Source organism: Sorangium sp. So ce128 (genome assembly GCF_051525245.1).
Taxonomy (GTDB): domain Bacteria; phylum Myxococcota_A; class Polyangia; order Polyangiales; family Polyangiaceae; genus Sorangium; species Sorangium cellulosum_B.
In genome coordinates this window covers 10239035-10263661 of record NZ_CP150313.1, presented here as the reverse complement: position 1 = coordinate 10263661, position 24627 = coordinate 10239035, and the positions used below count along the sequence as shown (strand labels likewise).

Sequence of the window (24627 nt, the reverse complement as noted above, 5' to 3'; positions counted from 1 at the left end):
GAGGGTCTCTGGCCGCCGCATCGACGGCGAGACGGGCGGCGCTGCGATGGTCGTCGAGGGATTTGTCGCGAGCTCTTGCGGACGAAGGCGGCCGTGCAGCCTCCGTCCGCAGATCCTCGATGACGAACGCCGCGCGCGATCAGACGTCGCCGAGGCTCGGCCGGCCCAGCGGCGGGGCGTCAAGGGGCTCGGCGTTTGCTGCCTGAGGGGCGAGGAGCGGCGAACGCTCACCGACCTCCTTGATCAGGTTCCGCTGCAGCACGTGCGCCGGCGCGGTCCTGAGCTCCCAGATCAGGCCGAGCTTCTCCATCGCGCGCAGGACGTAGAAGCTGACGTCGATCTCCCACCAGAAGAAGCCCTGGTTCGCGCTGCTCATGTAGTGGTGGTGGTTGTTGTGCCAGCCCTCGCCGAGGGTGATCAGCGCGAGCCAGAAGTTGTTGCGGCTCGTGTCGGTCGTTGCGTAGCGCCGCGAGCCAAACACGTGTGCGAGGGAGTTGATCGTGAACGTGCCGTGCATGAGCGCGCACGTCGACACGACATAGCCCCACAGGAACGCGTCGTAGCCGCCCACCGCGAAGAGCAGCGCCATCATGCCGAGCGGCCCGACCACGTGGTAGCGGTCCAGCCAGCGGAGCTCAGGGAAACCCGCGAAGTCAGGGATGCGCTTCAGGTCGAGCTCCTCGTGCTCGCGGCCGAGCCACCAACCCATGTGCGCGTACCAGAACCCCCTGCGGAGCGGGCTGTGGACGTCGCGCTCGGTGTCCGAGTACTTGTGGTGGACGCGGTGCGTCCCCCCCCACCACAGCGGGCCCTTCTGGGTCGCCGTGGTGCCGAGCAGCGCAAGCAGGAATTGCAGGCCGCGGCTCGTCTTGTAGCTACGGTGCGAGAAGTACCGGTGGTAGACCGCCGTGATCGCGAACATCCGGACGACGTACGTGGCCGCGGCGAGCGCCGCGAGCTTCCACGTGGCACCTCGGAGGATGGCGACCACGGTGCCCACGTGGATCGCAGTGATCCCCAGCACGTTGAAGATCTGGCCGAGGCTGGGGCCAGGTTTCGGTACGACGACTCGTGTAGGGCTCGATGCAGGCGCTTGCGTCATGGGTTCCAAAGTGGATGGAGCATCGAGCACGCGCGTCACTGGGGCTCACGACGCTGGTCATGATTCCGTCATGCGATGCGGCAGCCGGCTCGCCGACGGATCGGCGCAGGGCGTCGACGAGCGCGCGATCTCAGGGGCGCAGGGAGAGGACGTCGATGGCTGGCCCGGCGGAGACCCGGATCTTGCTCGCTCGGAGGGGATCGCCGTCGAGGATGTAGGGGCCGTCGCCGAGCGAGGTCGCGCGGGCCTCGGCGCCGAACCGGACCGTGAAATCTTGGACGAGGTCGTCGAAGTGGTCCTTGCCGCCGATCCGGCGGCCCGCGAGGACGAGCGGAGCGCGCGGCCCGAGCTCTCGAGGGGGCAGGGCGCTGGCGACGAGGTGAGGGCGATCGAGATCCTCCCCTGCCCGGTAGGTGACCAGCATGTGGATCCCGAGGTCACGCACTGCAGACGAGCAGATGAGCGACCAGGCGCGTGGGGCGAGCTGCCGCCCCTCCACCTCGATCGTGCAGGGCAGCGGGTCGAGGACGCGGCGCGCGTAGGCGCCGCCGTAGAAGGACTCGATGAACACCCGCGCCACGATGCGCGCAGCGGCGCCGTAGCCGTCGCCTCCGCGCTCGTAGTAGACATCGAAGAAGCTGGCCACGAGCCCGGTGCCGAAGATGAAGCCGATGCGCTCCTCGACGCCGCTGCGGGTCGTCGCGCGCACGCGCAAGGTGGGCCGGCGGACGGCGCCATGGATGGCCGCGCCGCTCGGGAGGCCGCGAACCTCGCTGACCGTCCGCGCGAGGAGCACAGCCGGATCGCCGGCCATGCCCCAGTTCCGCGCGACGGTCGCCACGGTGCCGCCTGGCAGCAGGACAAGAGGCGGCAGCGAGCGATCGCCGAAGGCGCGCGCGAGGGCCGTGACGCCGGCCATGAAGCTGCCGTCGCCGCCCGAGAGCGCGACGAGATCCGTGCCTCGCTGGGCGAGCCGCTCGCAGACCTCCGCGAGCTCCCCGACGTTCGAGGTCGGATGGAGCTCCGCCGCGCCAGCGCACGCGGCCGCCATGCGGTCGATGAGCGACGGCCTCGCGCGGTACCGGCGCGCCGTGGTGTTGACGATGACGTCGATACGCATGGTGCCGGAACGTGACCGCCCTATAAAACGGATTCCCCGGGTGGTCGAGCCGAAGGGGCTTCGAACGCGAACTTCGGCGCGGTAAGAGGCGCGTCATGCGCCGCGTGCTCTCCCGGTCGATCCTCGCCGGCCTCCTCTCGTTCGCCGCCGTCACCGGCTGCGCGAGCTCGGCCTCCCTACGCGCAGCCGAGGCGGGCAGGTTCGACGAGCTGCGCCGCACGTTGAGCGACGAGCTCCGCCGCGGCACGCTGGACAGCGACGACGCACGAGCGATCGCCCGCGCGGTCGCGCAGGGGGAGATCGCGCGCGCGACGCCGCCATCGGGGGCCGATCGGCTGCGCGAGCTCCGGACGTGCGCGCGCGCGCTGGAGGACGCGCTCGCCGAGCGCGCCGCGGGCTCGGACGCGATCGCCACCGCCGCGGCGATGATCCTCCTCGAGGCGGGGCTCACCGACCCGGAGAGCGTGAAGCGGTACGCAAGCGACGCGGCGGCGGGGCGATACCCCGGCAAGGACACGGCGCTCCGCGCGCTGGAGACGCGGGCGCTCATCACAGCCGAGGACGGCGCGGTGCGCCGCTCGCGGATGCTCGACGGAGATCAGGAGGTTCGCGTCTCGGCGCTTCGCGCCGCCGTCGCCGCGGCGGACCCGAGCGATCGGGAAGCGCTTCTCGAGGCGGCGCGGCTCGACCCTTACCCGCTCGCGCGGACGCTGGCGATCCGCGCCGCCGGGGCGCTCGGCGGTCAGGACCTCGTGCTGGCGCTGCGCGATGTCTGGACCCTCTCGGATGAACCCGGGCGCGAGGCGATCGCCGAAGCGTGGGCGACGCCGCGCGCGCTGGACGGCGGCGGACGCGCGCAGCTGCGCTGGGCGATCTCCACCCAGCGCGGCGCGCCCGCGATCGCCGCCGCGCGCGCGCTGGTCCGCGCGGGAGGCGAGGGTGCCGGCGAAGCGGTCTCCGTCCTCATCGGCTCCATCCGCTCCAGCCAGAGCCGGGATCGCGTCTACGCCATCCTCTCCGCGCCGCTCCAGGACCCGGCGGTGCGATCTGCGCTCATCGAGGCGCAGGGCGATCCGGATGAGGCCGTGGCCTTCGCCGTCCATAGCCGCCACGTCGACGCCGCGCCGCGGGACGTCGCGGCGCGCGAGCGCTCCGCGGCCGTCGCTTGGCTGATGAAGCTCGCCGCGGGGACGTCGACGCGCGCGGTGCTCGCGCGGGGAGTCCTCGCACGTGCGGGAATCCGCGCGGTCGTGCCGCTGCTGGAGCGCGACGTCCGATCCCGCGAGATCCCGGTGCGCGAGGCGGCGGGGGCGGGCTTGGTCGCGCTCGGCGAGATCCCGCGCGCCGCATCGCTCCTCGCCGACGCCGAGCCCCAGGTCAGGACCTCGGTGGCCTGCGCCATCCTCGAGGCGTTCTGAGCGTTGCCGAGGCGGCGCCCGAGGTGGTCCGGTCGCTCAGAACCTGGAGACGAGCTCGAGCCGCGCCCCCTCGAACGGTGGGAAGTTCCGGCACACGCCCGAAACGCAACGTAGGCCCGCGCGCCGCTGCCCTACGAAGAGCTGCACCGTGTCGACGACCTGGTCGAGCGCTGTCTCCCTCGACCCGGCTTTCCACTGAAGTCCCCCGTTGAAGTAATGGCAGAGCTCGCTGCCCTTGCCCGGCGCACACCCAAGCGCGTTCGTGTACTCGTAGCCAAAGATCGCAGCGAGATGGGGCGACCACTGGAGCGCGACGTAGTTGTCCCCTTCGACCCAGGACGATTCGAAATTCTCTGGCCTGTAGCGCCGGCGGCTGTTGCCCTGTGCCTGGAGGGAGAACGCGCCGGCGAGGTGCTTCACGATGTCGTACCGGACGTAGCCTTCGCTGTAGAAGACGTCGCCGGTGTCGGCCGCATCGGATTGCCGAACTCCAGCCCAGGCGCGCACGTGCGAGCGGCGGCCATCGAAGTCGATCTCGGTGCCTGCCGCGGTATCCCAGGTATCGGTCCGATTGATATCCGCCGTGTCGCAGTCGATGTTGTCCCGGCGTTCCGAGAAGCTCACATAGCGCCCGAGCCAGGCGTAAATGGCCGCGCTCCGGTTGAAGCGGTAGTCCACGCGGGCGCGACCGCCGGTCACGCAGACATTGGGGCTCCCGATCGGCTCGACGTAGATGGGCTCCGCCGTCGGAGGCTGGTTGTATGCCACGCCCGCGAACTCCGGCGCATTGAACCCCGGGTTCGACAGCGGAGAGACGTCGATGTTGGCCGAGAGCGGGAAGAACCGCCGGTAGTGCTTCCCTTCGAGGGCGACGGCGAGCGGACCTCCGCGCCCGTTCGCCGCCAGATAGATCGCGTAGCCGGATATGTCCTTCTCCGGGTTTCCATCCCGATCGGGGCGACCGCTGCGGAGCTGCTGACCGGCCACCTCGACGTAGACGTCCCCGCGCTCCGCGATGGACGGAATGCTCACCGAGCCGCTGAAGGTGCGAATCGCGTTGCGCTGCCGTTCGGGGGCGTTGTTGACGAACTCCGGGAACTCACCAGCGCACAGGCGTCCCTGCTCCCTGCGCGCATCGACGTCCTCAATGAGCTGAGCCGCGGCCATGCATCGGTTGAACTCCTCGGTGTGTGACGTGCGCAGCAGCAGCGCGCCGTTTGCTGCGAGCTCGACGCCCTTCACTCCTGCCTCCAGGCGTCCGCCGAACACGGTGTCCTCCAGGTAGTTCGGCCGGGCCCCCTCGATCGCATCGTAAGGCCGGTTGCTTTGGTTGAAGTCGATTGTGGCCAGGTCGCTCGCGCCAGGGAAGGCGAAGAAGAGCGGCGACCCGTCCCCGTGGAGCCGCCTGCCGCTCGCGTCGTCGACGCGCAGGGGGTTCATCTGTCCGGCGAAGGCGGTGGCCTCCAGCCTGAACAGCTGGAAATCCTTGTCGAGCACGAGCCTGCCGCCCCTCACGGTCGTGTCGATGGCCAGCTCGTCCATCTTCCGCACGCTGAAGACGAGGCCGCGTCCGAGCTGTGCGTAGAAGTCGCCGACCGTGGCCTCGATGCCCGGCTGCGTGTAGGTGAGCCAGAGCTTCGCCGGGTAGACCGTCGTCAAATACCGGGAGTGGAGCTCCCGCGCGGCGTCGTCCAGCTTGAACGAGACCTCTTTGTTCAGGACCTTCCGCTGCAGATCGATGTCGGTCGCCGAGGGCCTGGGCACGTAGAAAGAGCCGTTGAGCCGCATACCGAGCTGCAGGCGCCACCAGTTGAGCTGGGCGTCGAGCCGATCGACGATCTCTCCGTAGTTGTCGTCGAGATAGCGCGAAGGATAGCGGCCATCGTCGTTGCGATTGTCGAAGTGGTAGCTGATGGCCGTGGTGTTCACGACATCGAGCGAGATCGGTTCGCCGCCGACGTTCGGGAGATCGACCGCCGCCGCCGGCGAGGCCGCGAGGAGGAGCGTCGCTGTCAGGCAGGAACGGACGAGGCGGAGCGGGCTGCGCACCGCCCGATCTCTACCATGGACCTCGCCGCCGTGGAGCGAGCGAGCCGTCGATCGCGCCGAGAAGGCGCGCCGGACGGCCGCCCTGGCGCTATAGGCCAAGCGCCTTCTCGACCTGCTCGGTGAGCGCCGCCTCGTCGCCGGGCTGGTACCCGCCGCGCTTGTGAAGAATCGAGCCGTCTCGGCCGATGAGCACGGAGAACGGAAGCTCGCGCTTCGGATTGTACCGGGCGGCCACGGTCGTCTCCTCGTCGAGGAGCACAGGGAAGATCATCTCCCTGTCGTGGACCGTGCTGCTCACCTGCGCCCGCGACTCCGGTCCGTCGAGCGACACGGCGAGCACGACGAACCCCTTGTCCCTGTGCTTCTTGTAGAGCTCGACGAGGTGGGGCATCTCCGCCAGGCACGGATCGCAGGTGGTCGACCAGAAGTCGATGAGCACCACGCTCTTGCCGGCATAGTCCGAGAGCCTGACCGTCTTGCCGTCGAGGGCGGGGAGCGAGAAGTCCGGGGCCGGGCTCGCCGATGAGCCGCCTGAGGCCGCTCCGCACGAGGCGGCGGCGAGGCCGAGGACAATGAACGCCAGCGAGAGCGCGCAGCGGGTTTTTCGGTTCATTGGGTTTCCGTCGCGAAGGGGCCGGCCTGAGCGGCCGACCGGCATGAGGGCTCAACGTCGCGGGCGCCCCTCTGCGGCGCCCTGGCAGATTCTCCCTACACGCGCGCGCCGACCGGTGGTTCGACGACGCGCCCACGGCGAAGCTCGTTCAGAGCTCGCCGTTCATGATCTTCTCAAAGGTTCGCCAGAAATTGCTGTTTTCCTCGGGCACGCCAGCGACGATCTCCATGATCGTCATGTCCTGCGTCCTGACGATCATGTTCGCCGGGAACGCGTCGGCCTGGAAAAGCGCGCCGAGCTTGTACGAAGGGTCGATCGCCGACGGGTACTGCACGTCGTACCGGGTCGTCCAGCGGTACAGGTCGTTCGGGACCGCCGCCTCGCCCGGGGTCCTTCCGTCTGCGAGCTGAACAAGGAACTCGCCGCCCTGGGGTTGATACTTCTTGTAGAGCTCGGGCAGGACGGACTCTGCCTCGATTTTGCAGGGGCCGCACCATACGGACGAGACGTCGATCAGCAGCACCTTCGGCTTCGGCTCTCCCGCGCCGTAAAGCGAGCCTTCCGGAAAGACCTCCGTCCCGGTCGGGTTGTAGAAATCGGCGAGCTGAATCGGCTGCATCGTGTCGTTGTGTTCGGCGGCGTTGGCGTACCCGACGAACTGATAGTTCGCGATCACCCGGTGGAGGCTCACCCCATACGGCCCAGCCGGATATCGAGCGTTCGCAGCTTGACCCGTCCCCTCGGGAAAGGGAGGCGCAGGAATGGGATCCTCTTCTGCGCAGCCGACGAGCCCTAGAGCCGCCACGACGAAAAGGCCCATCCCACCGAGAACCGCGTCGATTCGCATGATGCCACCGCCTGAAGTATGGTGTAGGAGTGCTCATTCTTCTGGGCGGCACGGGGGGCGTCAAGGGCAACCTTGGCGTCGCCGCTTCGCTCGGGAGCGCGTTTCCGCAATCTCCGGCCAGGCCCGCCGTGCCTGCCCCGATCCGCGGGTGTTTCCCGCGCTGAGGTCCTATGCAGCAGGTTGTCGCTTCTCACAGCGCCCGTCGGCCCCGTCTCCGTAGTATCCACGCCTTCCTGATGCTGTGCTGCCTGGCGAGCGGGGCGGCCATCGCGAGCGGCGCATGCTCGTCGGGCACGCCACAGGACAAATGCTTCGGGGGGGTCATCGTCGACGGCGTCTGCGAGGGCAAATGCAAGCCAGAGCTCTGCCAGGAGGGCAACACCTGCGTCGGCAACCGCTGCGTGCTCAGGTGCAGCAGCCACCGCGAATGTATTCCAGGCATCCAGGACTGTGCGCCGGCCGCGGAGGACGACACGAAGGCCGAGATCCTGGTCTGCACGCAGAAGGAGAAGATGGTGGGCTTCGGTGCGCCCTGTCCATTCGGCACCGAGTGCGGCCAGTTCGGGCGCTGCCCCGACGAGACGCCGTGCGATCCGAGCCAATGCAACGGGAACCCAGGCGAGTGCCAGCGCGACACGGAGCGGTGCGGCGACGACCCCGCCTGCTCCGCCGGCAAGTGCAGCGACGGCAGCGCCTGCGTCGTCCCGGCCTGCTCTCCCGACCAGTGCACCTCGCTCGGCCTGGAGTGCCTTGGCAAGGGGCAGGGCGACGCCGAGGCCTACTGCACGATGCCGCACTGCATGGGCGATGCGGACTGCCCCGGCGGCTTCGAGTGCGCCGTGTCCCGCGATCCTCACGCGATCTGCGGCACGGACAAGGGGGATGACGGCTTCTGCGGTGAGACCGACGAGGAGTGCATCGACCCGTCAACGTTCGGGGACGGCAACACCTATGTCGAGGGCCCGGTGTGCCTGCTGCGCAGCACCTGCGTCAAGCGCACCCAGTGCGCGCCGTGCAGCACCGATTTCGACTGCTCGTTCGCCGCAGAGCAGCGCTGCGTCGCGATCGACGGCGAGCGCCGGTGCGCCAGGTCCTGCAGCGCGGACTCCGACTGCGACCTGGACTACCGGTGCGACGAGGGCGCGTGCATCCCGCGGTTCGGCGCCTGCACCGGCAAGGGCAACTTCTGCGAGCCGTGCCGCAACGACACCGACTGCGGCGACGCGGACTCCACGATGGAGTGCACCACCACGCTGCGCGGCGAGCGGGCGTGCCTGGACGCGGCGCTCCCCATCCGGTGCACCGCGGAGAACGCGGCTGAGGTCTGCCCGAAGTCGCCCAGCGGGCTCGTCGGCGCGTGCGTGTGCGTCGAGCAGAACTCGAGCGGGGACTGTGTAGACTCGCGGTGCTACCTGCCGTCGCGCCAGCTCGATCGCGGCGACCCCGATTCCAGCGTCGTTACCTGCTGGTAACGGCGCCGGCCGGGCGCAGGAACGGCCTTTGTCGCGCCGCGCCCGGCCAGGCCAGAGCGAGCGCCCGCGGCGACGCCGCGCTCGCCGGTTGACGGGAATCCCGAGCAGTCCTAACTCCTTCGCCCCATGCCCATCACGAAGGACGCCGCGCTCGCCGCGCTGGCAAAGGTCATCGCGCCGGACCTCCAGCGCCCCATCACCGATCTCGGTCGCGTCCGGGAGCTCTCGGTCGAGGGCGAGGCCGTCTCGCTCACCGTCGAGCTGACCAGCTACTTCAAGCAGCGGCTCGCGGCGGACATCGAGGCGGCTCTGAAGGGCGCCGGCGCGAAGGGCGTCCAGATTGCGTGGGACGTCGGCATCCCCGCGCGCACCATCCTTCAGGACGACCCGTCCCCGGGCGTGCGGAACATCGTCCTCGTGATGAGCGGCAAGGGCGGCGTCGGCAAGAGCACGGTCGCCGCGAACCTCACCCTGGCGCTCAGCCGCGAGGGGGCCAAGGTCGGCCTCCTCGACGCGGACATGTACGGGCCGAGCGTCCCGACCATGCTCGGCGTGATGGGCCGCCCGACGTCGGCCGATGGGCAGAAGTTTCTGCCGCTCGAGCGCTTCGGCGTGAAGCTCATGTCGATCGGCTTCCTGCTGGAAGATCCGAGATCGGCGGTCGTCTGGCGCGGGCCGATGCTCCAGAACGCCCTGATCCAGTTCATGCGCGACGTGGAATGGGGTGAGCTCGACTACCTCGTGCTTGATCTTCCGCCCGGCACCGGCGACATCGCGCTGACGATTTCCCAGAAGATGAGGACCACGGGCGCGATCGTCGTGACAACGCCGCAGGAGGTGGCCCTCCAGGACGTGTACAAATCGGTCTCGATGGCCCAGAAAGTCGGGATCGCCCTGCTCGGCGTGGTCGAGAACGAGAGCTACTTCGTGTGCGACGGGTGCAGCAAGCGGCACGAGCTCTTCGGGGCCGGCGGCGGGCAGAAGATCGCGGAGTTCGCGGAGGCGCCGCTGCTCGGCCAGATCCCGATGGATCCGGCCATCCGGGAGTGGGGCGACGCCGGCACGCCGGTCGTACAGGCTGCCCCGAGCAGCCCGATTGCGCGCGCTTTCGTGGATGTGGCGGAGCGGCTGGCCGGCCAGGTCAGCGCCCACAACCTCGCGAGCGGGGGCGGCATCCGCATCGATCGGAGCGGGGGGACCAACAAGCACCTGCCCATCATGCGGTAGGCTCTCGCGTAAACGTCCCGGATACGATATGGTTCCGGCCCCTTCCCCCATTCAACCGAGGGGGCCGTTGGAGAGAACGCGAGCACGTTTCGCCCCCATCGGCATGCGTTGTCGCGCGAGGCGCGGATGAATACCCACGAAAATACCACCACGCCGGCGGACGCGCCGGGAGCTCCGGCCGACCAGGGCGGCCCGCTCGAGTCGTCGAACGCTGCGCCCGAGCAAGCAGCCCAAGCCCATGAAGGGGGGTCCACCCCCCCAACCGAAGCGAGCCACGAGCCCGGCGGAGAAGCGTCGTCGCAGGCGAGCTCGGCCCAGTCCGAGGCGACACCGGCCGCGGCGGCGAGCGCCGCCCCGGCGCGTGATGCCGACGACGAGTGGGAAGAGCAGCCGGGCGACGACATCGGCAACCGCGTTCCAGGCCTGCCGCGGGATGATATCGGCAACCGCAAGCCGGGGTTCTCGTCCGGCAAACGGACCCCTCCGGCGGCCGCGAAGCCCGCGCCGGCCGCGAAGCCCGCGCCGGCCGGAGAGGCCGGTGCGGCCGCGCAGACCGAGGGTGGCGCTGGAAAGAAGCGCCGTCGCCGCCGTCGCCGCAAGGGCGCGGAGGAGGCCGGCCAGCCCGAGGGCGAGGCAGCTGAGGCGGCCGAGGCCAGCGGCGCGGAGGCGGCCGACGCGGCAGAAGAAGACGAGGGCGCGGAGGAGCAGGCGGCCGACGAGGCGGGCGGGCAGCCGCAGCCCGGTGGCGAGAAGCGCAAGCGGCGCAAGGGGCAGGGCGCGCCGCCGCCGCGCGAGCGCCCGGCCTTCAGCATCGGCGAGGAAGTGTTCGGCAGGGTCAGCAAGACCACCGACCATGCCATCTGGATCGACATCGCCGGGAAGGCGACGGGGCTGTTCGACCGTCGCGAGATCCTCGAGGAAGAGCCGCCCGTCGAGGGAGATCAGTTCATCGCGACGGTGGCGAGCACCGGCGTGCGCGGAGGCATGCTCCTCCTGTCGAGGGCGCCGGTGCAGCTCGATCAGGCGCGCGCGCGCGCCGAGGCTGCGCTCCAGAGCGGCGAGTCGATCGAGGGGTTCGTGACCGGGGCGGTGAAGGGCGGGCTCGAGGTCGACCTCGGCGGCCTCCGCGCCTTCGCGCCGGCGTCGCACGTCGATCTGCGCCACGGCGCCGACCTCAACTACCTCGTGGGCCAGCGGCTCGACTTCGGCGTGACCCAGTTCGCGAAGAAGGGGCGCGACATCGTCGTGTCCCGCCGCAAGATGCTCGAAGAGGAGAGCCGGAAGGCGCGCACCGAGGCGCTCACGTCGATCGAGCCCGGCTCGCTGCACAAGGGCATCGTGCGCAAGGTCGTCGCGTGGGGCGTGTTCGTCGCGCTCCCCGACGCCGGCGGCGTCGAGGGGCTGGTCCACATGAGCGAGGCGAGCCACGACCGCGGCGCCAAGCTGGCCGACCTGTTCAAGCCGGGCGCGGAGATCGACGTGAAGGTCCTCCGCGTCGACGACAAGGGCAAGCTCTGGCTGAGCCGCAAGGCCGCCACGGTCGACCCGTGGGACGCGGTGAAGGAGAAGTACGCGGTCGGCACGCGCCACAAGGGCAAGGTCGCTCGCCTGCAGCCGTTCGGCGCGTTCATCGAGCTCGAGCCGGGCATCGATGGGCTCATTCACACGGCCGACCTCTCGATGAAGCCGATCCAGCACCCGGACGAGGTCGTGAAGGTCGGTGACGACGTCGACGTTGTCGTCGCGACCTGCGACGCCGCGGGCCGGCGCATCGGGCTCCACCCTGCACCGCCCGAGGGCGAGGAGAGCGAGCCGCGCCAGCGCGTTCAGCAGGGCAAGGCGGTGAAGGTGTCCGTCACGCAGGTGACCGAAGGGGGGCTCGTCGTCCGGGTGCTCGGCACCACGGGGCGAGCGGCTCGCGGCTTCATCCCGGCCGGCCACACCGGTACCCAGCGTGGCACCGACCTCCGGAAGGAGTTCCCCATCGGGACCCAGCTCGACGCGAAGGTCATCGAGGTGGATCCGCGCCGGGGCGAGGCCAAGCTGTCGATCCGCGCCCTCAAGGAGGACGCCGAGAAGCAGGCGTACCAGCAGTACCGCGCGGGGGTCGCGCGCGAGGCCAAGTTCGGCACGTTCGCCGACCTGATGAAGAAGAGCTGATCCCGGGGAGGCGCGCGCCGCCCGTGCGGCGGCGCCTCCGCCTCCCTCCTCCTCCAGCCACCGCCCGCGGTCCGGCGCGCTTCGCGCTACTCGCGCCCTAGCGCGTTCACGGGATCCATGCGCGCGGCCCGCCGCGCCGGGAAGAACCCGAAGACGATCCCGATCGCCGTGCTCACCCCGAGCGCGACCGCGAGCGCAGCCGGCTCGAGCCTCATCGGCCAGTCGAACGCGCGCGAGAACCCGAGGATGACGCCGTACCCGAGCGCGCTGCCGACGATGCCGCCCAGCGTGGCGAGCACGAGCGCCTCGAGCAGGAACTGCAGCAGGATGTCGATCTCCCGGGCGCCGATGGCCATCCGGATGCCGATCTCCCGGGTGCGCTCGGTGACGCTGACCAGCATGATGTTCATGACGCCGATGCCGCCCACGACGAGCGACACCGCCGCGATGCTGACGAGCAACGCCGAGAGCGCCGCGAAGATCGCGTCCTGCATGGCCTGGAACTCCGCCTGGCTCCGGACGGCGAAGTCGTCCTCGTCGTTCTCGCCGATGCGGTGCCGCTGGCGGAGGATCGCCTCGGCCTGCTGCCTGGCGCGCTCCGACGTCTCGGCCGACGTCGAGCTCAGCAAGATGGCATGAACCTCCCCGGGTCGCGTGGCGATGACGTGCGACCGCATCGTGGTGATGGGCATCAGCACGATCTCGTCCTGGCTCTGCCCGAAGGGCGACGCTCCCTTCTCCTCCAGCACGCCGAGCACACGGTACATCTGGCGGCCGATCCGCACCATCCGGCCGACCGGATCGAGCGATCCGAACAGATCGCGCGCGGTCTGAGCCCCGATCACGACGACCTTCTCGGAGAGGTTCTCCGAGGCGGGGCTCCACGGCTCTCCCTGCGCGACCTTCCAGCTCCGGATCTCGAAGTAGTTCAGGCGCGTCCCGACGAGCGTCGGGCTCGCGTTCTGGCCCTCGTGGATGACCTGGGCGCTCGACCTGAGGAACGGCGCCACGAGCCGGATGCTCGTCGACTCGCGCGCGAGCGCCTGGCCGTCGAGCTCCGAGAGCTTGGCGCCCGCGGTGCTGCGGACGCCCGAGGCGCGGGCGGATCGGGCGAAGACGATGAGCGAGTTGGAGCCGAGGTTCGAGATCTGCGCGTTGACGTTGGCGCGCGCGCCGCTCGCCAGCGCCGTGACGGTGACGACGGCCGCGACGCCGATCGTGATCCCCAGGATCGTGAGCCCGGCGCGGAGCTTGTTCCGGCGGACGGCGCGCAGCGCGATCACGACCGCCGAGAACACCCGGGTGAGCGTGGCGCTCATTCGTGCCTCAGGGCGGCGATGGGATCCTGACGGGCCGCGCGGCGGGCCGGGAAGAACCCGAAGACGATCCCGATCGTCGCGCTCGTCCCCACCGCGACGACGACCGCGCTGGCCGGCAACGTCATGTTCCAGCCGAGCGTCGCGGCGAGGGCCTTGATGACGCCGAGCCCCGCGCCGAGCCCGAGCACGCCCCCGATGAGCGACAGGGTGATGGCCTCGACAAGGAACTGGACGAGGATGTCTCCCTCGGAGGCGCCGATCGCCATGCGGATGCCGATCTCGCGCGTCCGCTCGGTGACGCTGACCAGCATGATGTTCATGACGCCGATCCCGCCGACGAGGAGCGACACCGCGGCGATCGAGGACAGGAGCATCGTCAAGGTGTCCAGGATCCGCTCCTGGGACGCGCGGAACTCCGCCTGCGTGCGGATCACGAAATTCGGCTCGTCGTCCGGCGCGATCTCGTGGCGCTGCCGGAGGATCCTGTCGATCTGCTCCACCGCGCGATCGACGGTCCGCTCGCTCGTGGCGGCGGCGACGAGCATCTGCACCCTGCCCGGCGCGCTCGGCACGATCCGCGACCGGAAGCTGCCGATCGGCATGAGCAGCCGGTCATCCTGGTCCTCACCGAAGGGCGATTGCCCCTTCTTCGCGAGCACCCCGATCACCCGGAACGGGTGCTTGCCGATCCGGATGTACCGGCCCACGGCCTCGCCCGAGCCGAACAGGTTCTCCCGGACGGTCTCGCCGATCAGGCAGACCTTCGCCTTGAGCTGCTCGTCGGCCTCGGTCCAGCCCTCGCCCATCCCGACGCTGTACGAGAGGATCGAGAGGTAGCTCCGGGTCACGCCCATGACCTGGGTCGCGACGTTGGCCTCTCCGGCCACGACCTGCGTCGACGTCGAGCTGAACGGGCTCAGCGCGGCCACGCTCGTCGACTCCTTCAGGATCGCGATCCCGTCGGCCTCCGACATCCTCGCGTTCTCGCGGCGCTTCAGCCCCGACGCCTGCGTCGACTGCGGGAAGATGTAGATCGAGCTCGCCCCCATGCCCGAGATCTCGCCCAGGACGCGGTTGCGCACGCCCGTCCCGAGCGCCACGACGATCACCACGGCCGAGACCCCGATCAGGATGCCGAGCACCGTCAGGGCGGCGCGGAGCTTCGACCGGACGATGGCGCGCAGCGCGATCCGGACGGCGGCGAGGTAGCCGCTCATGGCGAGAGCTCGTCGCTCTCCGCCGCGGAGAGCGGCAGCGCGGCCAGCGCCGCGGCCGCGTCGACGGGGCGATCGTTCCTGAGATCGCTGCGGATCTCGCCGTCGCGCATCGTGATCACGCGGCTCGCGCAGGCGGCGATGTCCGGCTCGTGCGTCACGAGGACGATCGTGATCCCGTCCCGGTTGAGCCGCTGCAGCAGCCCGAGCACCTCGTAGCTCGTGCGCGTGTCGAGGTTGCCCGTGGGCTCGTCGGCGAGGAGCAGCGGCGGCGAGGTGACGAGCGCCCGCGCGATGGCGACGCGCTGTTGCTGTCCGCCCGAGAGCTGGTTCGGCGTGTGGTGCAGGCGCTCGGCCAGCCCCACCGCGCCGAGCGCCTCGAGCGCCCGCTTGCGCCGCTCCGCCGCGCCGACGCCCCGGTAGACCAGCGGCAGCTCGACGTTCTCGAGCGCCGTGGTGCGCGGCAGCAGGTTGAAGCCCTGGAAGACGAACCCGATAAGGCGGTTCCTGACGATCGCGCGCGCGTCGTTGCTGCGCCGGGTGACGTCGAGGCCGTCGAGCCGGTACGTGCCATGCGTCGGCCGGTCCAGGCACCCGATGATGTTCATCAGGGTGCTCTTGCCCGAGCCGCTCTGCCCGACGATCGCGACGAAATCGCCGTGCTGGATGGTCAGATCCACGTGCCGGAGCGCCCTCACGATGACGGCCTCGGTCGTGTAGTCCTTGCCGACGCTCGCGAGCTCGATGAGCGGCTCGTCTCGGGGCGCCGCGGCGACGCCTTGGCTCTGGGGCAGCATCACGCCTAGAACAGCCGAGGGCCGCGCCCCCTGCCGCCCGCTGACGGATCGTCGTTCTCGTCGGTGACGACCTTGAGCGGGCCGAGATCGGACCCGAGCGCGGTGAAGATGCCGTCGGTGATCCCGACGTCGACGACGCGCGGCTCGATCTTCTCCGCGCCGGGCGTCGCGTCGGTCAGCACGTAGATTCGGCCCTTCTTCGGCGGGAGCGGATCGAGGGGCGGCGCCTTGATCTCCTTGCCGTCCTTGTCCCGCGCCGGGGCTGGCTTGAACCGGAGCGCCGCGTTCGGCAGCCGCCGCACCCCCCTGGCCTCGGCGGACCGGACGCTCACCGTCGCCGTCATCCCCGGCCGGAGCTTGACGTCGGGGTTGTCGACCTCGACGACCGCCGCGTACGTCACGACGCCGGACTGGCTCAACGGGCTGTAGCGCACCTGGCTCACCGTCCCTCGGAACGTCTCGCCCGGGAACGCATCGACGCTCACGTCCGCCGTCATGCCCTCGCGGAGCCGCCCGACGTCCGCCTCGTCGATGTCGGCGAGCACGCGCATCTTGCGAAGATCCTGGGCGATCACGAAGAGGGTGGGCGCCTGGAAGCTCGCCGCCACCGTCTGCCCGGGGTCAATCGCGCGGCTGATGACGACGCCGTCGATGGGCGAGAAGATGCGCGTGTACTGGAGGTTGGTCGTGGAGGAGCGGAGCACCGCCCTGAGCTGCGCCACCTGCGCCTTCGAGGCCGCGAGGTCGGCGAGCGCGACGTCGTAGGCGCCCTGCGCCGTGTCCAGATCGGCCTGCGAGCCCACCCCCTCCGCGACCATCTTCCTCGCGCGCTCGAGCCGCTGCTTGGCGGTCCCCAGCGACGCCTCCGAGCGCACGACGCTCGCGTTGGCCGCCGCGATCTGCGCCTGGTTCGAGTCGATCTGCGCCCCGAAGAGCGTCGGATCGATCTCGGCCAGCACGTCGCCGGCCTTCACGATGCTGTTGAAGTCCACGTAGACCTTGGTGATTCGCCCCGAGACCTGGGCGCCGATCTGCACCTCGGTGAGCGGCTTGACCTGACCCGTCGACTGGACCACTTCGAGCACGTCGCCCGTGGTGATGTCGCCCGTGACGTAGCGCGGCGGCGGCGGGGGCCTCGTCCGGATCCTCCAGACGACGAGCCCCGCGACGAGCGCTGCGATCGTCGCGAGGACGCCGAGGCGAGCGAGCCAGCGCTTCGTGCCTACCCGGGAGAGCTCCTGCTCCAGGCTCTCTCCCCCGCGTCGAGGACGCGGTCCGCCCTCGCGCAGGCCCCGGGCTGCCGCGCCGCCGGGGGGCGCCGGCGCGGTCGAGGCCGGTCGCGTCTCGCCCGGCGCCGCCTCTCCGGGACGGAGGCGCTCCGTTTCCGTGGTGGCCTGCGCAGCAGGGGGCGACGCGTCGAAGGGGTCGCGACCGGTCGCCCGAGCCATGGTGTCGGCCATCGGACGTCCTCATAGCATGCTGCCGCGCAAGCGCGCCTCGCTTGAAACCGCGGAACCGCCGTGGCAGACCAACCGCCGCCCATGGAGTCGCTGCCCATCGCAACGGATACGGTCGTCACGCTGTCCTACGTCCTCTTCAACGAAAGCGGAGAGACGGTGGATGAGGCATCGACCGCAGAGCCGCTCGTCTACACGCACGGCTACGCTCAGATCGTGCCTGGGCTGGAGCGCGCGCTGGAAGGTCTGCGCGCCGGTGAGCAGCGCGAGATCACCGTCGAGCCGGAAGATGCGTTCGGCGAGCGCGATGACGCCGGCGTCTTCGAGGTGGACAAGGCGGATTTCCCCGATGGGGGCGCTGTCGAGGTCGGCGACGAGTTCGTCGCCCAGGGCCCGGACGGTTCGCCGATCGCGCTCCGGGTCATCGAGATCCTCCCCGAGGGCTTCCGGGTGGATACGAATCACCCTCTGGCAGGCCAGAAGGTGCGCTTTCAGGTTCAGGTCAAGGACGTGCGCGCCGCCAGCGAGGAGGAGATCGCGCAGGCTCAGACCGAGCTGGAGGAGCGCATCGAGGACTCCGAGGGCGAGGGCTGCTGCGGTCACGACCACGACCACGACCACGACCACGACCACAGCCACCATCACGAGCACGGCGATGGTGGGGTGCTCGTGACGCTCTCGAAGAAGTCGTCATAAGCCCACCGCGAACGGGTGGGTTGTCCGAGGAGATCACATCATGACCGTAGGTGAGAAGGGCAAGCTGACGGAGCTGCAGCTCGATCGCCGGGTGCGCGAGCGCCTCCTGGCGAGCGGGACGCTCAGCGCGGGGACCATCGAGGCGCACCTCGCGGGCTTGCAGGACCTGGAGGAGCACGCCGAGGGGATCGCCGTCGACCAGCCGGCGCTCGGCGCGTCAGCGCAGGGGTCGCGGATCGAGCCCGACCTCGACGACGAAGGGGCAGAGTGAGCGACGCGAAGAATCGGGAAGAGCTCCCTCCGCCAGGGAGCCCCCCGGAGCTGCCGACGCTCGACTTCTCGACCTTCGTGCTGTCGATCATCGGCTCCGCGTACGTGCACCTCGGCGACGCGCCCAGCCCCGACGGCAGGGAAGAGCAGAACCTGATCCTCGCGCATCAGGACATCGATTTGCTGTCGCTCCTCCAGGAGAAGACGAAGGGGAACCTCTCGGGCGACGAGGAGAGGTTGCTCGAGCAGGCGCTCTACGATCTGCGGATGCGCTACCTCGAGGTCTCGAAACGATCGTGACCGTTGGCGCCAGGGCTCTCTTGGGGGTCCTCCTCGCCTCGCTGGTCGCCTCGTGCAGCAAGGCCTCTCCGGGCCACTCTTCCAGCGCAAGCAGCTCCACCGTCCCCTCGGGCGCCGTGCCGGTGGCGACCGCGCCGCTGCCTCCATCCGCGCCGCCTCCTCCTCCGATCGTCCGCTCCGAGGGCATGCCCGGCTCCTTCGCGCCGCTCGCGCGCAGGGCCGATCCAGCGGTCGCGACGGTCAAGGCGCGCGTCGAGCGGCAGCAGCAACCGGGCGGCCGCCGCCGTACGGTCGCCGAGGGGCTCGGGACCGCCTTCGTCTATGATCCAGAGGGCTTCCTGCTGACGAACAACCACGTGATCGAGGGCGCGACCGACATCCTCGTGAGCTTCGTCGACGGCCGCGACATCAAGGCGACCGTCATCGGCCGCGACAAACACACGGACGTCGCCGTGCTGAAGGTCGAGGAGAGGGGGCTCCCGTCGCTCCCCCTGGGCGACTCGGATACCATCGAGGTCGGCGACTGGGTGGTCGCGATCGGCAACCCCTTCGGCCTCTCCCACACGGTCTCGGCGGGCATCCTCTCCGCCAAGGGCCGCACCCGGGACGACGTGAAGGGGCTCGACCCGAGCGGCTACTTCAACTTCCTCCAGACGGACGCGAGCATCAACCCCGGCAACTCCGGCGGCCCGCTCCTGAACCTCAAGGGCGAGGTGGTCGGCATCAACGCGGCCGTGCGCGCCAACGCGAACAACATCGGGTTTGCGATCCCGATCAACATGGTCCGGCAGCTGCTCCCGATGCTGCTGCGCGACGGCAAGATCCGGCGGAGCCAGGTCGGGGTGATCGTCGACGTCCTCAACTCGATCGAGGCGGGGCGGCTCAAGCGCCCCGATCGAAAGGGGGCGTGGGTGAAGACCGTGGTGGCGGGGGGACCCGCGGACCGGGCCGGCATCGCGCCGGACGATGTGATCATCGGCTTCGAAGGAAAGACGATTTCCGACCCGAACGAGCTCCGGTGGATGGCGAGCATCGCCGGGGTGAACAAGGTCGTTACGCTCCGCGTCGCGCGGCTGGAGCGGGTCTTCGATGTCCGCCTCACGCTGGGCGAGCTGCCCGAGCTCAGCGACGAGGCCGATGAGCCGTGAGCCGAACGGCCGCTGTCTGCCGCCCGGCACGTCCGCCGGCAGCCGCGCGCCGTGCGTGGCCGCCTGCTCCGCGACCTCCCTCGTCCCCCAGCCTCCTCAGGTAAGCTGACCCCGTGGCCACTGCACCTTCTCACCCGGACGAGCTCGAGCCGGTCGCACCTCCCGGTGATCCCGGCGAGGGCGATGCGGAAGGCGACGACCTGTCCGCGGAGGGCGACCACCCCGAAACGAAGCAGTTCCACCCGCGCCTGAATAGCGCTCCCGCCCGTGCGTCCAATCGCGAGGCGAGACGGCGGGAAGCGGAGGAAGATCGTGAGCTCATCGAGCGAGCGCAGAAGGGGGACCAGGCGGCTTTCCGCTCGCTCGTGGAACGGCACCAGCGCAGGGCGTTCGCGATCGCGATGGGGCTCGTCCGCGACGAGAACGACGCGCGCGAGCTCGTGCAGGACGCCTTCCTCCGGGTCTACAAGGGCCTCGGCTCCTTTCAGGGGGGCTCCTCGTTCTTCACCTGGCTCTACAGGATCGTCACGAACCTGGCGATCGACCTCATGCGGAAGCCGGGACGCCGCGACCTCGAGCTCCAGGAGAACCAGGCGGCGGACGAGCAGTCCGACTTCCCGCTCGTCGCTCGGATCGACGGCGCGGACCCCCTCAACGTCGTCCGGCGCCGGGAGATCGCCGGGCGCATCCAGGCCGCGCTCGACGCGCTGCCGCCCTACCACCGAGGCGTGATCCTGATGCGGGAGGTGGAGGGTATGTCGTACGAGGAGATGGCTCAGGCCATGGGGGTCTCGAAGGGGACGATCATGAGCCGCCTGTTCCACGCCCGTCAGAAGCTTCAGCGCGCCCTCGCCGACTGTTACGCGGAGGAAGAGGGCAAGGCCCCAGCAGAAGACCCGGAGGAGATCGCGTGAGCACCGCCAACAGCAGCAAGGCGAATCACGGGGAAGCGAGCGCCCCGCCGACGGATCTGGAGCTGATGCTCTATGCCGACGGTGAGCTCGATGAGGCTCGCCACCGGCAGGTGGAGGAGTACGTGCTCCACGACCCGCGCTGCCGGGCGAAGGTCGCAGCGCTCGTCACCGCGGCCGACATGGTCCGGGACAGCGCGCTGGCCTCCAGCGCGGCTGACGGCATCGCCGATGGGGTGATGGCGAAGATCCTCGAAGGGCAGGCGGGCGCCGTGCGGGCCGACGGGGGCGGCGCCGTGCGGCCGCTCGCGGCGCCGCCGTCGGGCGAGCCGCCCCGCGCTCGGGCGCGGCTCCAGGGATCGCCAGCGAACGACAACGCGCGCGGGATCTTCGCGCTGACGGCGCTCGCCGTGGCGGCGGCCGCCGCCTTGATGGTCTGGGGCAAGATGGGCGTGGAGACGCCCACCGCGGAGCTGACGACGTCGGCGCCCTCCGCGTTGCTCGCCCCGCCGCCCGAGACGCCCTCCGCGTTGCTCGCGGCGCCGGCGAAGGAGCCGGACGCCGCGCCGAGCTTCGAGGGGGAGGTCGAGCCCGGCGTCGAGATCGCCGCGGTCGACTTCGGGGCACGCATGGGCACCATCTTTTACGTCCCGCAGGAGGCCGTGGCTTCAGGCCCGACGACCACGGTGGTCTGGCTCTCCGATGACGGTCCGGGAGGACAGTGATGAGATTTCTTGCGAGTGCGATCACCGCGACCATGGCCCTGGCGCTCGGCGTGAGCCCTTCCCCTGCCGTCGCGCAAGAGCAGGCGCCGGCCCCCCCGCAAGCGGCGCCGTCGGACGCCGAGGTCACGTCCGAGATCGTGATCCTCCACGCGACGAACGATGGGAAAGGCATCGACCCGAAGATCGGCAAGATGCCCGAGCTCGGGAAGCCGCCGTTCTCGGCGTACAACAGCTACAAGCTCCTCGAACGGCTGAAGGTCACCCTGCAGAAGGGGAAGCCGACCACGACGAAGCTGCCGAACGGCAGCGTCCTCATGGTGTCGCTGAAGGACGTGGTCGCCGCGAAGAAGAAGGACGAGCCGAGGCGCTTCGTCGTCAGCGCGAGCATCCAGAAGCCAGGTGGCACCACGTTCCTGCCCCTGCTCGAGGTGAACGCCAAGGCCGGCGAGAGCTTCTTCGTCGCGGGTCAGCAGCACATGGGCGGCGTGCTCGTGCTGGGCATCAAGGTCGCGCCCTGAGTCGAGGGGAGCTCGCCCCTGCTCAGCGGCGGGCCGAGGACGGCAGCGCGATCGGCAGATCCAGAGAGAAGACCGTCCCGCGCGGGGCGCGCGCATCCGCGCGGATGCTGCCGCCGTGCGAGGCAACGATGTTCCTTACGATGCTCAGGCCGAGCCCGGTGCCGGTTCCGTCGGTCTTCGTCGTGAAGAAGGGGTCGAAGATCCTCGGCAGGTGCTCGGGCTCGATCCCGTGCCCGTCGTCGCGGATCGTCACCGTGATGTAGCCGTCCTCCGGCGACATCGCGGTGGAGATGCCGAGGCAGCCGCCGCGCTCGTTCATCGCGTGCGCGGCGTTCGTGAACAGGTTCACGAACACCTGCGTCAGCGGATCAATGACGCCGCAAACCGGAGGGATCTCGTCGAAGCGCCGCTCGACGGTGACGCCCGTCTGGTCGAGGAGGTGCTCGCAGAAGACGAGCGCGCGCTCGATGATGTCGTGGAGCGAGACGGCGCCCGGCTTCTCCGTGGACGGCCGCGCGTAGGCCATCAGGTCGCGCGAGAACCGGCGGATTCGATCCGCCGCGTCGTTGATCCTCGCGAGCCGCTCGATGTCCGAGGGGTCGAAGCCGCCGCGCTCGCCCTTGCGGCGCAGGTACTCGGAGTAGGCGAGGATCGAGGTGAGCGGGTTGTTGAGCTCGTGCACGACGCCTGCGGCCATCTTCCCGAGCGAGGCCAGCTTCTCGGCCTGCATGACCTGAGCGCGCAGCGACTCGTGCGCGCGCGCCTCGCGGAGCGACGCACCCAGGGTGAGCACGAGCCGGTCGACCAGCGCCTCTACAGGCGCGCTGTCGAGGTACGCGGCGTCGTCGGCCGCGATGTGCATCGTCGAGCGACCTCCGGGCTCGATCGCCACGACGCGCTCGAAGGCGAACTCCGGGAGGAGCCGCGCCGGATCGTGGCCGTCGTCGCGGCGAGCGCGCGGCGAGACCCGGACGGCCACCTGCGCCCCCGTCGCGCCGGGGATGTAGATGCCGAGCCCGCAGGCCGTGAGCACCTTCGCGGCCGCGCCGAGCAGCGTCGATGCGCGCTGCTCGATGGAGGCCGACGGATCCAGCTCGCTCGACGCGATGAGCAGGCTGTCCACCCACTCGAGCGGGATGTCCCGGGTGAGGGGCTTCCGGAGCGTGACGGGAGCGTCGGACAATGGCTGCTCCCCCAGGCGCTCCGCGGTCTTTCCGCTCACCCGATCACCCTGTTCGGGTCGTCGCCGCTCGATCGGTCGAGATCGATGATCTTCGCGGCGCCGACATAGGATTTCGTCTCATAGCGGGTGATCTTGCCGATCTTGCGGACGATCTCCGCCATCCGCTCGGCTTCGCTGCGGATCGTGGTCGCGGCCCCCTTGATGGGGGACGCGTCGTCGATCCGGCGACAGATCAGCTCGGCGTAGCCGAGCACGCTGGTGAGCGGCTGGTTCAGCTCGTGCGCGGCCGCGCCCGCGAGCTCGGCGATGATGGCCTGCTTCTCGCGAGCGCGGAGCTCCTCCTGCGCCTCGGTGAGGCGGGCCTCCATCCGCATCCGCTCCCGCAGGTCCGTGAAGATGCCGACGGAGCCGACCGGGACGCCGTTCTCGAAGATCAGCGCCGCGGAGAGGTGCACCGGGATCCGCGACCCATCCCTGGCCAGGACCTCGGTCCGGTAGCCCTCGAGCCGGCCGGGACCGCCGTGCTCCTTCGCGTGGATGAGCCTCATGATGTGCTCGGCGTTGTGGTCGGGGTAGAGCGCGCGGGCGTTCATCACGCCGACGACCTCCTTCGCGTCATACCCGTAGATCCGCTCGGCGGCGCGGTTGAAGAGCAGGACGACGCCCTCCATGTTGGCCGAGACGATCGCGTCGACCGAGCTGTCGATGACGCGCTCCAGGAACTCCTTGGTCTTGGTGAGCTCCGCCTCGGTGGCGCGCTCCGTGGTGACGTCGCGGAAGCTGACCAGGACGGCGCCGCTCTCCTCGCGAAGGACGCTGCTGAAGCTGAAGCTCAGGATGAGCCGCTCGTGCTCGCCCCGCCGCACGGTGAAATCCACCATGTGCGGGAACGATCCCCTGGCGAAGCCGGCCCGGATCTCCTCGAGGAGAGGGTGCTCGCGCGCGTCGACGAGATCGGCCAGGTTCGCCCTCTCGAGGTCCTCCGCCGTGCGCCCGGTGATCGCCTGCGCGCGCGGGTTGGAGAAGAGGATGTGGCCATCGGGATCGACGACGACGATGCCGTCCGCCGTCGAATAGAAGAAGTCGGCGTAGCGCTGGAGCGCCTTCAGCCGGCGCTCCGCCTCGAACCGCGCGAAGGTGCTCTGCTGCGTCTGGTCGCGGAGCGACTGCAGGATGCGCGCGTTGCGCAGGGCGATCGCGGTGGCGCTCGCGACCGTGCGGGCCAGCGAGAGCTCGTGCGCGTGGGGCGCCACCGGCTGCCGGCCGCGCAAGAAGAGCACGCCGAGCGGCTTGTCCTCGAACAAGATCGGCAGGAGCGCCAGCGAGCGGAACGCGTTCTCCGGGAGCTCCGCGCGCACGATGTCGAACAGCGGGTGCGCCTTCGCGTCGTCGATCACGAGCACGTCGCCCGTGCGCATGACGCGCTGGATCTCCGGGTACTTGCCGAGATCGATCGGCAGATCCCGCAGCTCCTTGTCGTCGCTCGCGGCGACCACGTAGCCGACGTCGCCCGCGTCGCGCACGAGGACGATGCTGCAGCGGTCGACGCGCGCCACCTCGGCGATGCGCCGCACGACCGTGAAGAGGATGTTCCGGAAGTCCAGCGTCGAGGAGAGCGCCTGCGTGAGCTCGAGGACCACCTTCGCGTCGTGCTCTTTGCGCGCGAGCGCGTCGACGTAGTCCCGGATCCGGAGCTGCCCGCGGATGCGCGCGATCAGCTCGGCAGGGCGGAACGGCTTGCGGATGAAATCGTCGGCGCCGAGCTCGAAGGCGCGGGCGACGTCCTCGTCCGCGTCGAGCGCGGTCAGCACGACGACGGGGACGTCCTGCGTCCGGGGGGCGTCCCGAACGGCGCTGAGGACCACGTAGCCGTCAGGGGGCGGCATCACGAGGTCGAGCAGCACGAGCGCGGGCACGCTCGCCTTGAGCCAGGCGAGCGCGTCCGCGCCCGAGGTGACCGCGACGGCCTCGATGCCCGCGTCGGCCAGCGCGTGCAGCAGCATCTGCCGGCTGACGGCGTCGTCGTCCACGACGAGCACAGGATCACGGCGAGGCACACGCCAAGCTTAGCGACTCCAGGC

The 24627-nt window shown here is 70.1% G+C and carries 22 protein-coding genes; 11 read left to right on the top strand and 11 right to left on the bottom strand.

Going from position 1 to position 24627, the window contains the following annotated elements; all coding sequences use genetic code 11:
* Window positions 1-139: 139 nt before the first annotated feature.
* Both WME82_RS38845 and WME82_RS38840 read right to left on the bottom strand, forming a co-directional pair.
* A complete protein-coding gene (locus WME82_RS38845) occupies window positions 140-1024 on the bottom strand; it encodes an acyl-CoA desaturase (protein ID WP_438039450.1) in 885 nt (294 codons plus the stop codon).
* Between the two features lie 208 nt (window positions 1025-1232).
* Complete coding sequence (locus WME82_RS38840; RefSeq protein ID WP_438039449.1) at window positions 1233-2222, bottom strand: diacylglycerol/lipid kinase family protein; 990 nt, start codon at window positions 2220-2222, stop codon at window positions 1233-1235.
* A 95-nt stretch (window positions 2223-2317) separates the two neighbouring features.
* Between WME82_RS38840 and WME82_RS38835 the strand changes: the two genes are divergently transcribed.
* Window positions 2318-3640 carry a hypothetical protein gene (locus WME82_RS38835; RefSeq protein ID WP_438039448.1) on the top strand — a complete coding sequence of 441 codons (1323 nt, stop codon included), beginning with the start codon at window positions 2318-2320 and terminating at the stop codon, window positions 3638-3640.
* A 36-nt stretch (window positions 3641-3676) separates the two neighbouring features.
* Here the strand turns inward: WME82_RS38835 and WME82_RS38830 are convergent, their stop codons facing one another.
* The 3 genes from WME82_RS38830 to WME82_RS38820 all read right to left on the bottom strand — a co-directional run bounded on the left by WME82_RS38830 (window position 3677) and on the right by WME82_RS38820 (window position 6978).
* Entirely contained in the window at window positions 3677-5788 is a 2112-nt protein-coding gene (locus tag WME82_RS38830) for a hypothetical protein (protein WP_438039447.1), read from the bottom strand.
* Window positions 5778-6302 (bottom strand): TlpA disulfide reductase family protein, encoded by a 525-nt coding sequence (locus WME82_RS38825; protein ID WP_437295034.1) that lies wholly within the window; start codon window positions 6300-6302, stop codon window positions 5778-5780. Before WME82_RS38825 ends, WME82_RS38830 begins: the two co-directional genes overlap by 11 nt.
* Before the next feature lie 148 nt (window positions 6303-6450).
* Window positions 6451-6978: a TlpA disulfide reductase family protein gene (locus tag WME82_RS38820; protein WP_437711158.1), complete on the bottom strand. Its 528-nt coding sequence runs from the start codon at window positions 6976-6978 to the stop codon at window positions 6451-6453.
* Window positions 6979-7385: 407 nt separating this feature from the next.
* Between WME82_RS38820 and WME82_RS38815 the strand changes: the two genes are divergently transcribed.
* The 3 genes from WME82_RS38815 (at window position 7386) to WME82_RS38805 (ending at window position 12008) form a co-directional block, all read left to right on the top strand.
* Window positions 7386-8621: a hypothetical protein gene (locus WME82_RS38815; RefSeq protein WP_438039446.1), complete on the top strand. Its 1236-nt coding sequence runs from the start codon at window positions 7386-7388 to the stop codon at window positions 8619-8621.
* A 126-nt stretch (window positions 8622-8747) separates the two neighbouring features.
* On the top strand, window positions 8748-9848 hold the full coding sequence (locus WME82_RS38810) for a P-loop NTPase (protein ID WP_438039445.1): 1101 nt from the start codon (window positions 8748-8750) through the stop codon (window positions 9846-9848).
* Window positions 9849-9974: 126 nt separating this feature from the next.
* Window positions 9975-12008, top strand: a complete 2034-nt coding sequence (locus tag WME82_RS38805; RefSeq protein WP_438039444.1) for a S1 RNA-binding domain-containing protein — start codon at window positions 9975-9977, stop codon at window positions 12006-12008.
* A gap of 86 nt (window positions 12009-12094) precedes the next feature.
* On the opposite strand, the gene WME82_RS38800 is transcribed toward WME82_RS38805, so the two are convergent.
* The 4 genes from WME82_RS38800 to WME82_RS38785 are packed head-to-tail and all read right to left on the bottom strand — an operon-like array spanning window position 12095 to window position 16798.
* Entirely contained in the window at window positions 12095-13327 is a 1233-nt protein-coding gene (locus WME82_RS38800; RefSeq protein WP_437741561.1) for an ABC transporter permease, read from the bottom strand.
* Window positions 13324-14544, bottom strand: a complete 1221-nt coding sequence (locus WME82_RS38795) for an ABC transporter permease (RefSeq protein ID WP_437741560.1) — start codon at window positions 14542-14544, stop codon at window positions 13324-13326. Before WME82_RS38795 ends, WME82_RS38800 begins: the two co-directional genes overlap by 4 nt.
* Window positions 14541-15338, bottom strand: coding sequence for an ABC transporter ATP-binding protein (locus tag WME82_RS38790; RefSeq protein ID WP_438039443.1), 798 nt, complete (start codon window positions 15336-15338; stop codon window positions 14541-14543). The genes WME82_RS38795 and WME82_RS38790 overlap by 4 nt, the downstream gene beginning before the upstream one ends.
* A gap of 5 nt (window positions 15339-15343) precedes the next feature.
* Entirely contained in the window at window positions 15344-16798 is a 1455-nt protein-coding gene (locus WME82_RS38785; RefSeq protein WP_438039442.1) for an efflux RND transporter periplasmic adaptor subunit, read from the bottom strand.
* 60 nt (window positions 16799-16858) lie between these two features.
* Between WME82_RS38785 and WME82_RS38780 the strand changes: the two genes are divergently transcribed.
* From WME82_RS38780 to WME82_RS38750, 7 genes are all read left to right on the top strand, one after another.
* On the top strand, window positions 16859-17491 hold the full coding sequence (locus WME82_RS38780) for an FKBP-type peptidyl-prolyl cis-trans isomerase (RefSeq protein ID WP_438039441.1): 633 nt from the start codon (window positions 16859-16861) through the stop codon (window positions 17489-17491).
* A gap of 40 nt (window positions 17492-17531) precedes the next feature.
* Window positions 17532-17762 (top strand): hypothetical protein, encoded by a 231-nt coding sequence (locus WME82_RS38775; protein ID WP_437741556.1) that lies wholly within the window; start codon window positions 17532-17534, stop codon window positions 17760-17762.
* Window positions 17759-18061 carry a DUF1844 domain-containing protein gene (locus tag WME82_RS38770; RefSeq protein ID WP_012239831.1) on the top strand — a complete coding sequence of 101 codons (303 nt, stop codon included), beginning with the start codon at window positions 17759-17761 and terminating at the stop codon, window positions 18059-18061. Before WME82_RS38775 ends, WME82_RS38770 begins: the two co-directional genes overlap by 4 nt.
* Before the next feature lie 185 nt (window positions 18062-18246).
* The gene (locus WME82_RS38765; RefSeq protein WP_438039440.1) at window positions 18247-19209 is read left to right on the top strand and encodes a S1C family serine protease; all 963 of its coding nucleotides are present in this window, start codon (window positions 18247-18249) and stop codon (window positions 19207-19209) included.
* A 113-nt stretch (window positions 19210-19322) separates the two neighbouring features.
* The gene (locus WME82_RS38760) at window positions 19323-20123 is read left to right on the top strand and encodes a sigma-70 family RNA polymerase sigma factor (RefSeq protein WP_438039439.1); all 801 of its coding nucleotides are present in this window, start codon (window positions 19323-19325) and stop codon (window positions 20121-20123) included.
* On the top strand, window positions 20120-20845 hold the full coding sequence (locus WME82_RS38755; protein ID WP_438039438.1) for an anti-sigma factor family protein: 726 nt from the start codon (window positions 20120-20122) through the stop codon (window positions 20843-20845). The genes WME82_RS38760 and WME82_RS38755 overlap by 4 nt, the downstream gene beginning before the upstream one ends.
* Window positions 20845-21363 (top strand): hypothetical protein, encoded by a 519-nt coding sequence (locus WME82_RS38750; protein WP_438039437.1) that lies wholly within the window; start codon window positions 20845-20847, stop codon window positions 21361-21363. The genes WME82_RS38755 and WME82_RS38750 overlap by 1 nt, the downstream gene beginning before the upstream one ends.
* A 22-nt stretch (window positions 21364-21385) precedes the next feature.
* On the opposite strand, the gene WME82_RS38745 is transcribed toward WME82_RS38750, so the two are convergent.
* Both WME82_RS38745 and WME82_RS38740 read right to left on the bottom strand, forming a co-directional pair.
* Window positions 21386-22585 carry a sensor histidine kinase gene (locus WME82_RS38745; protein WP_437741551.1) on the bottom strand — a complete coding sequence of 400 codons (1200 nt, stop codon included), beginning with the start codon at window positions 22583-22585 and terminating at the stop codon, window positions 21386-21388.
* Window positions 22582-24603, bottom strand: a complete 2022-nt coding sequence (locus WME82_RS38740; RefSeq protein WP_437852998.1) for a PAS domain S-box protein — start codon at window positions 24601-24603, stop codon at window positions 22582-22584. Before WME82_RS38740 ends, WME82_RS38745 begins: the two co-directional genes overlap by 4 nt.
* Window positions 24604-24627: the final 24 nt, after the last annotated feature.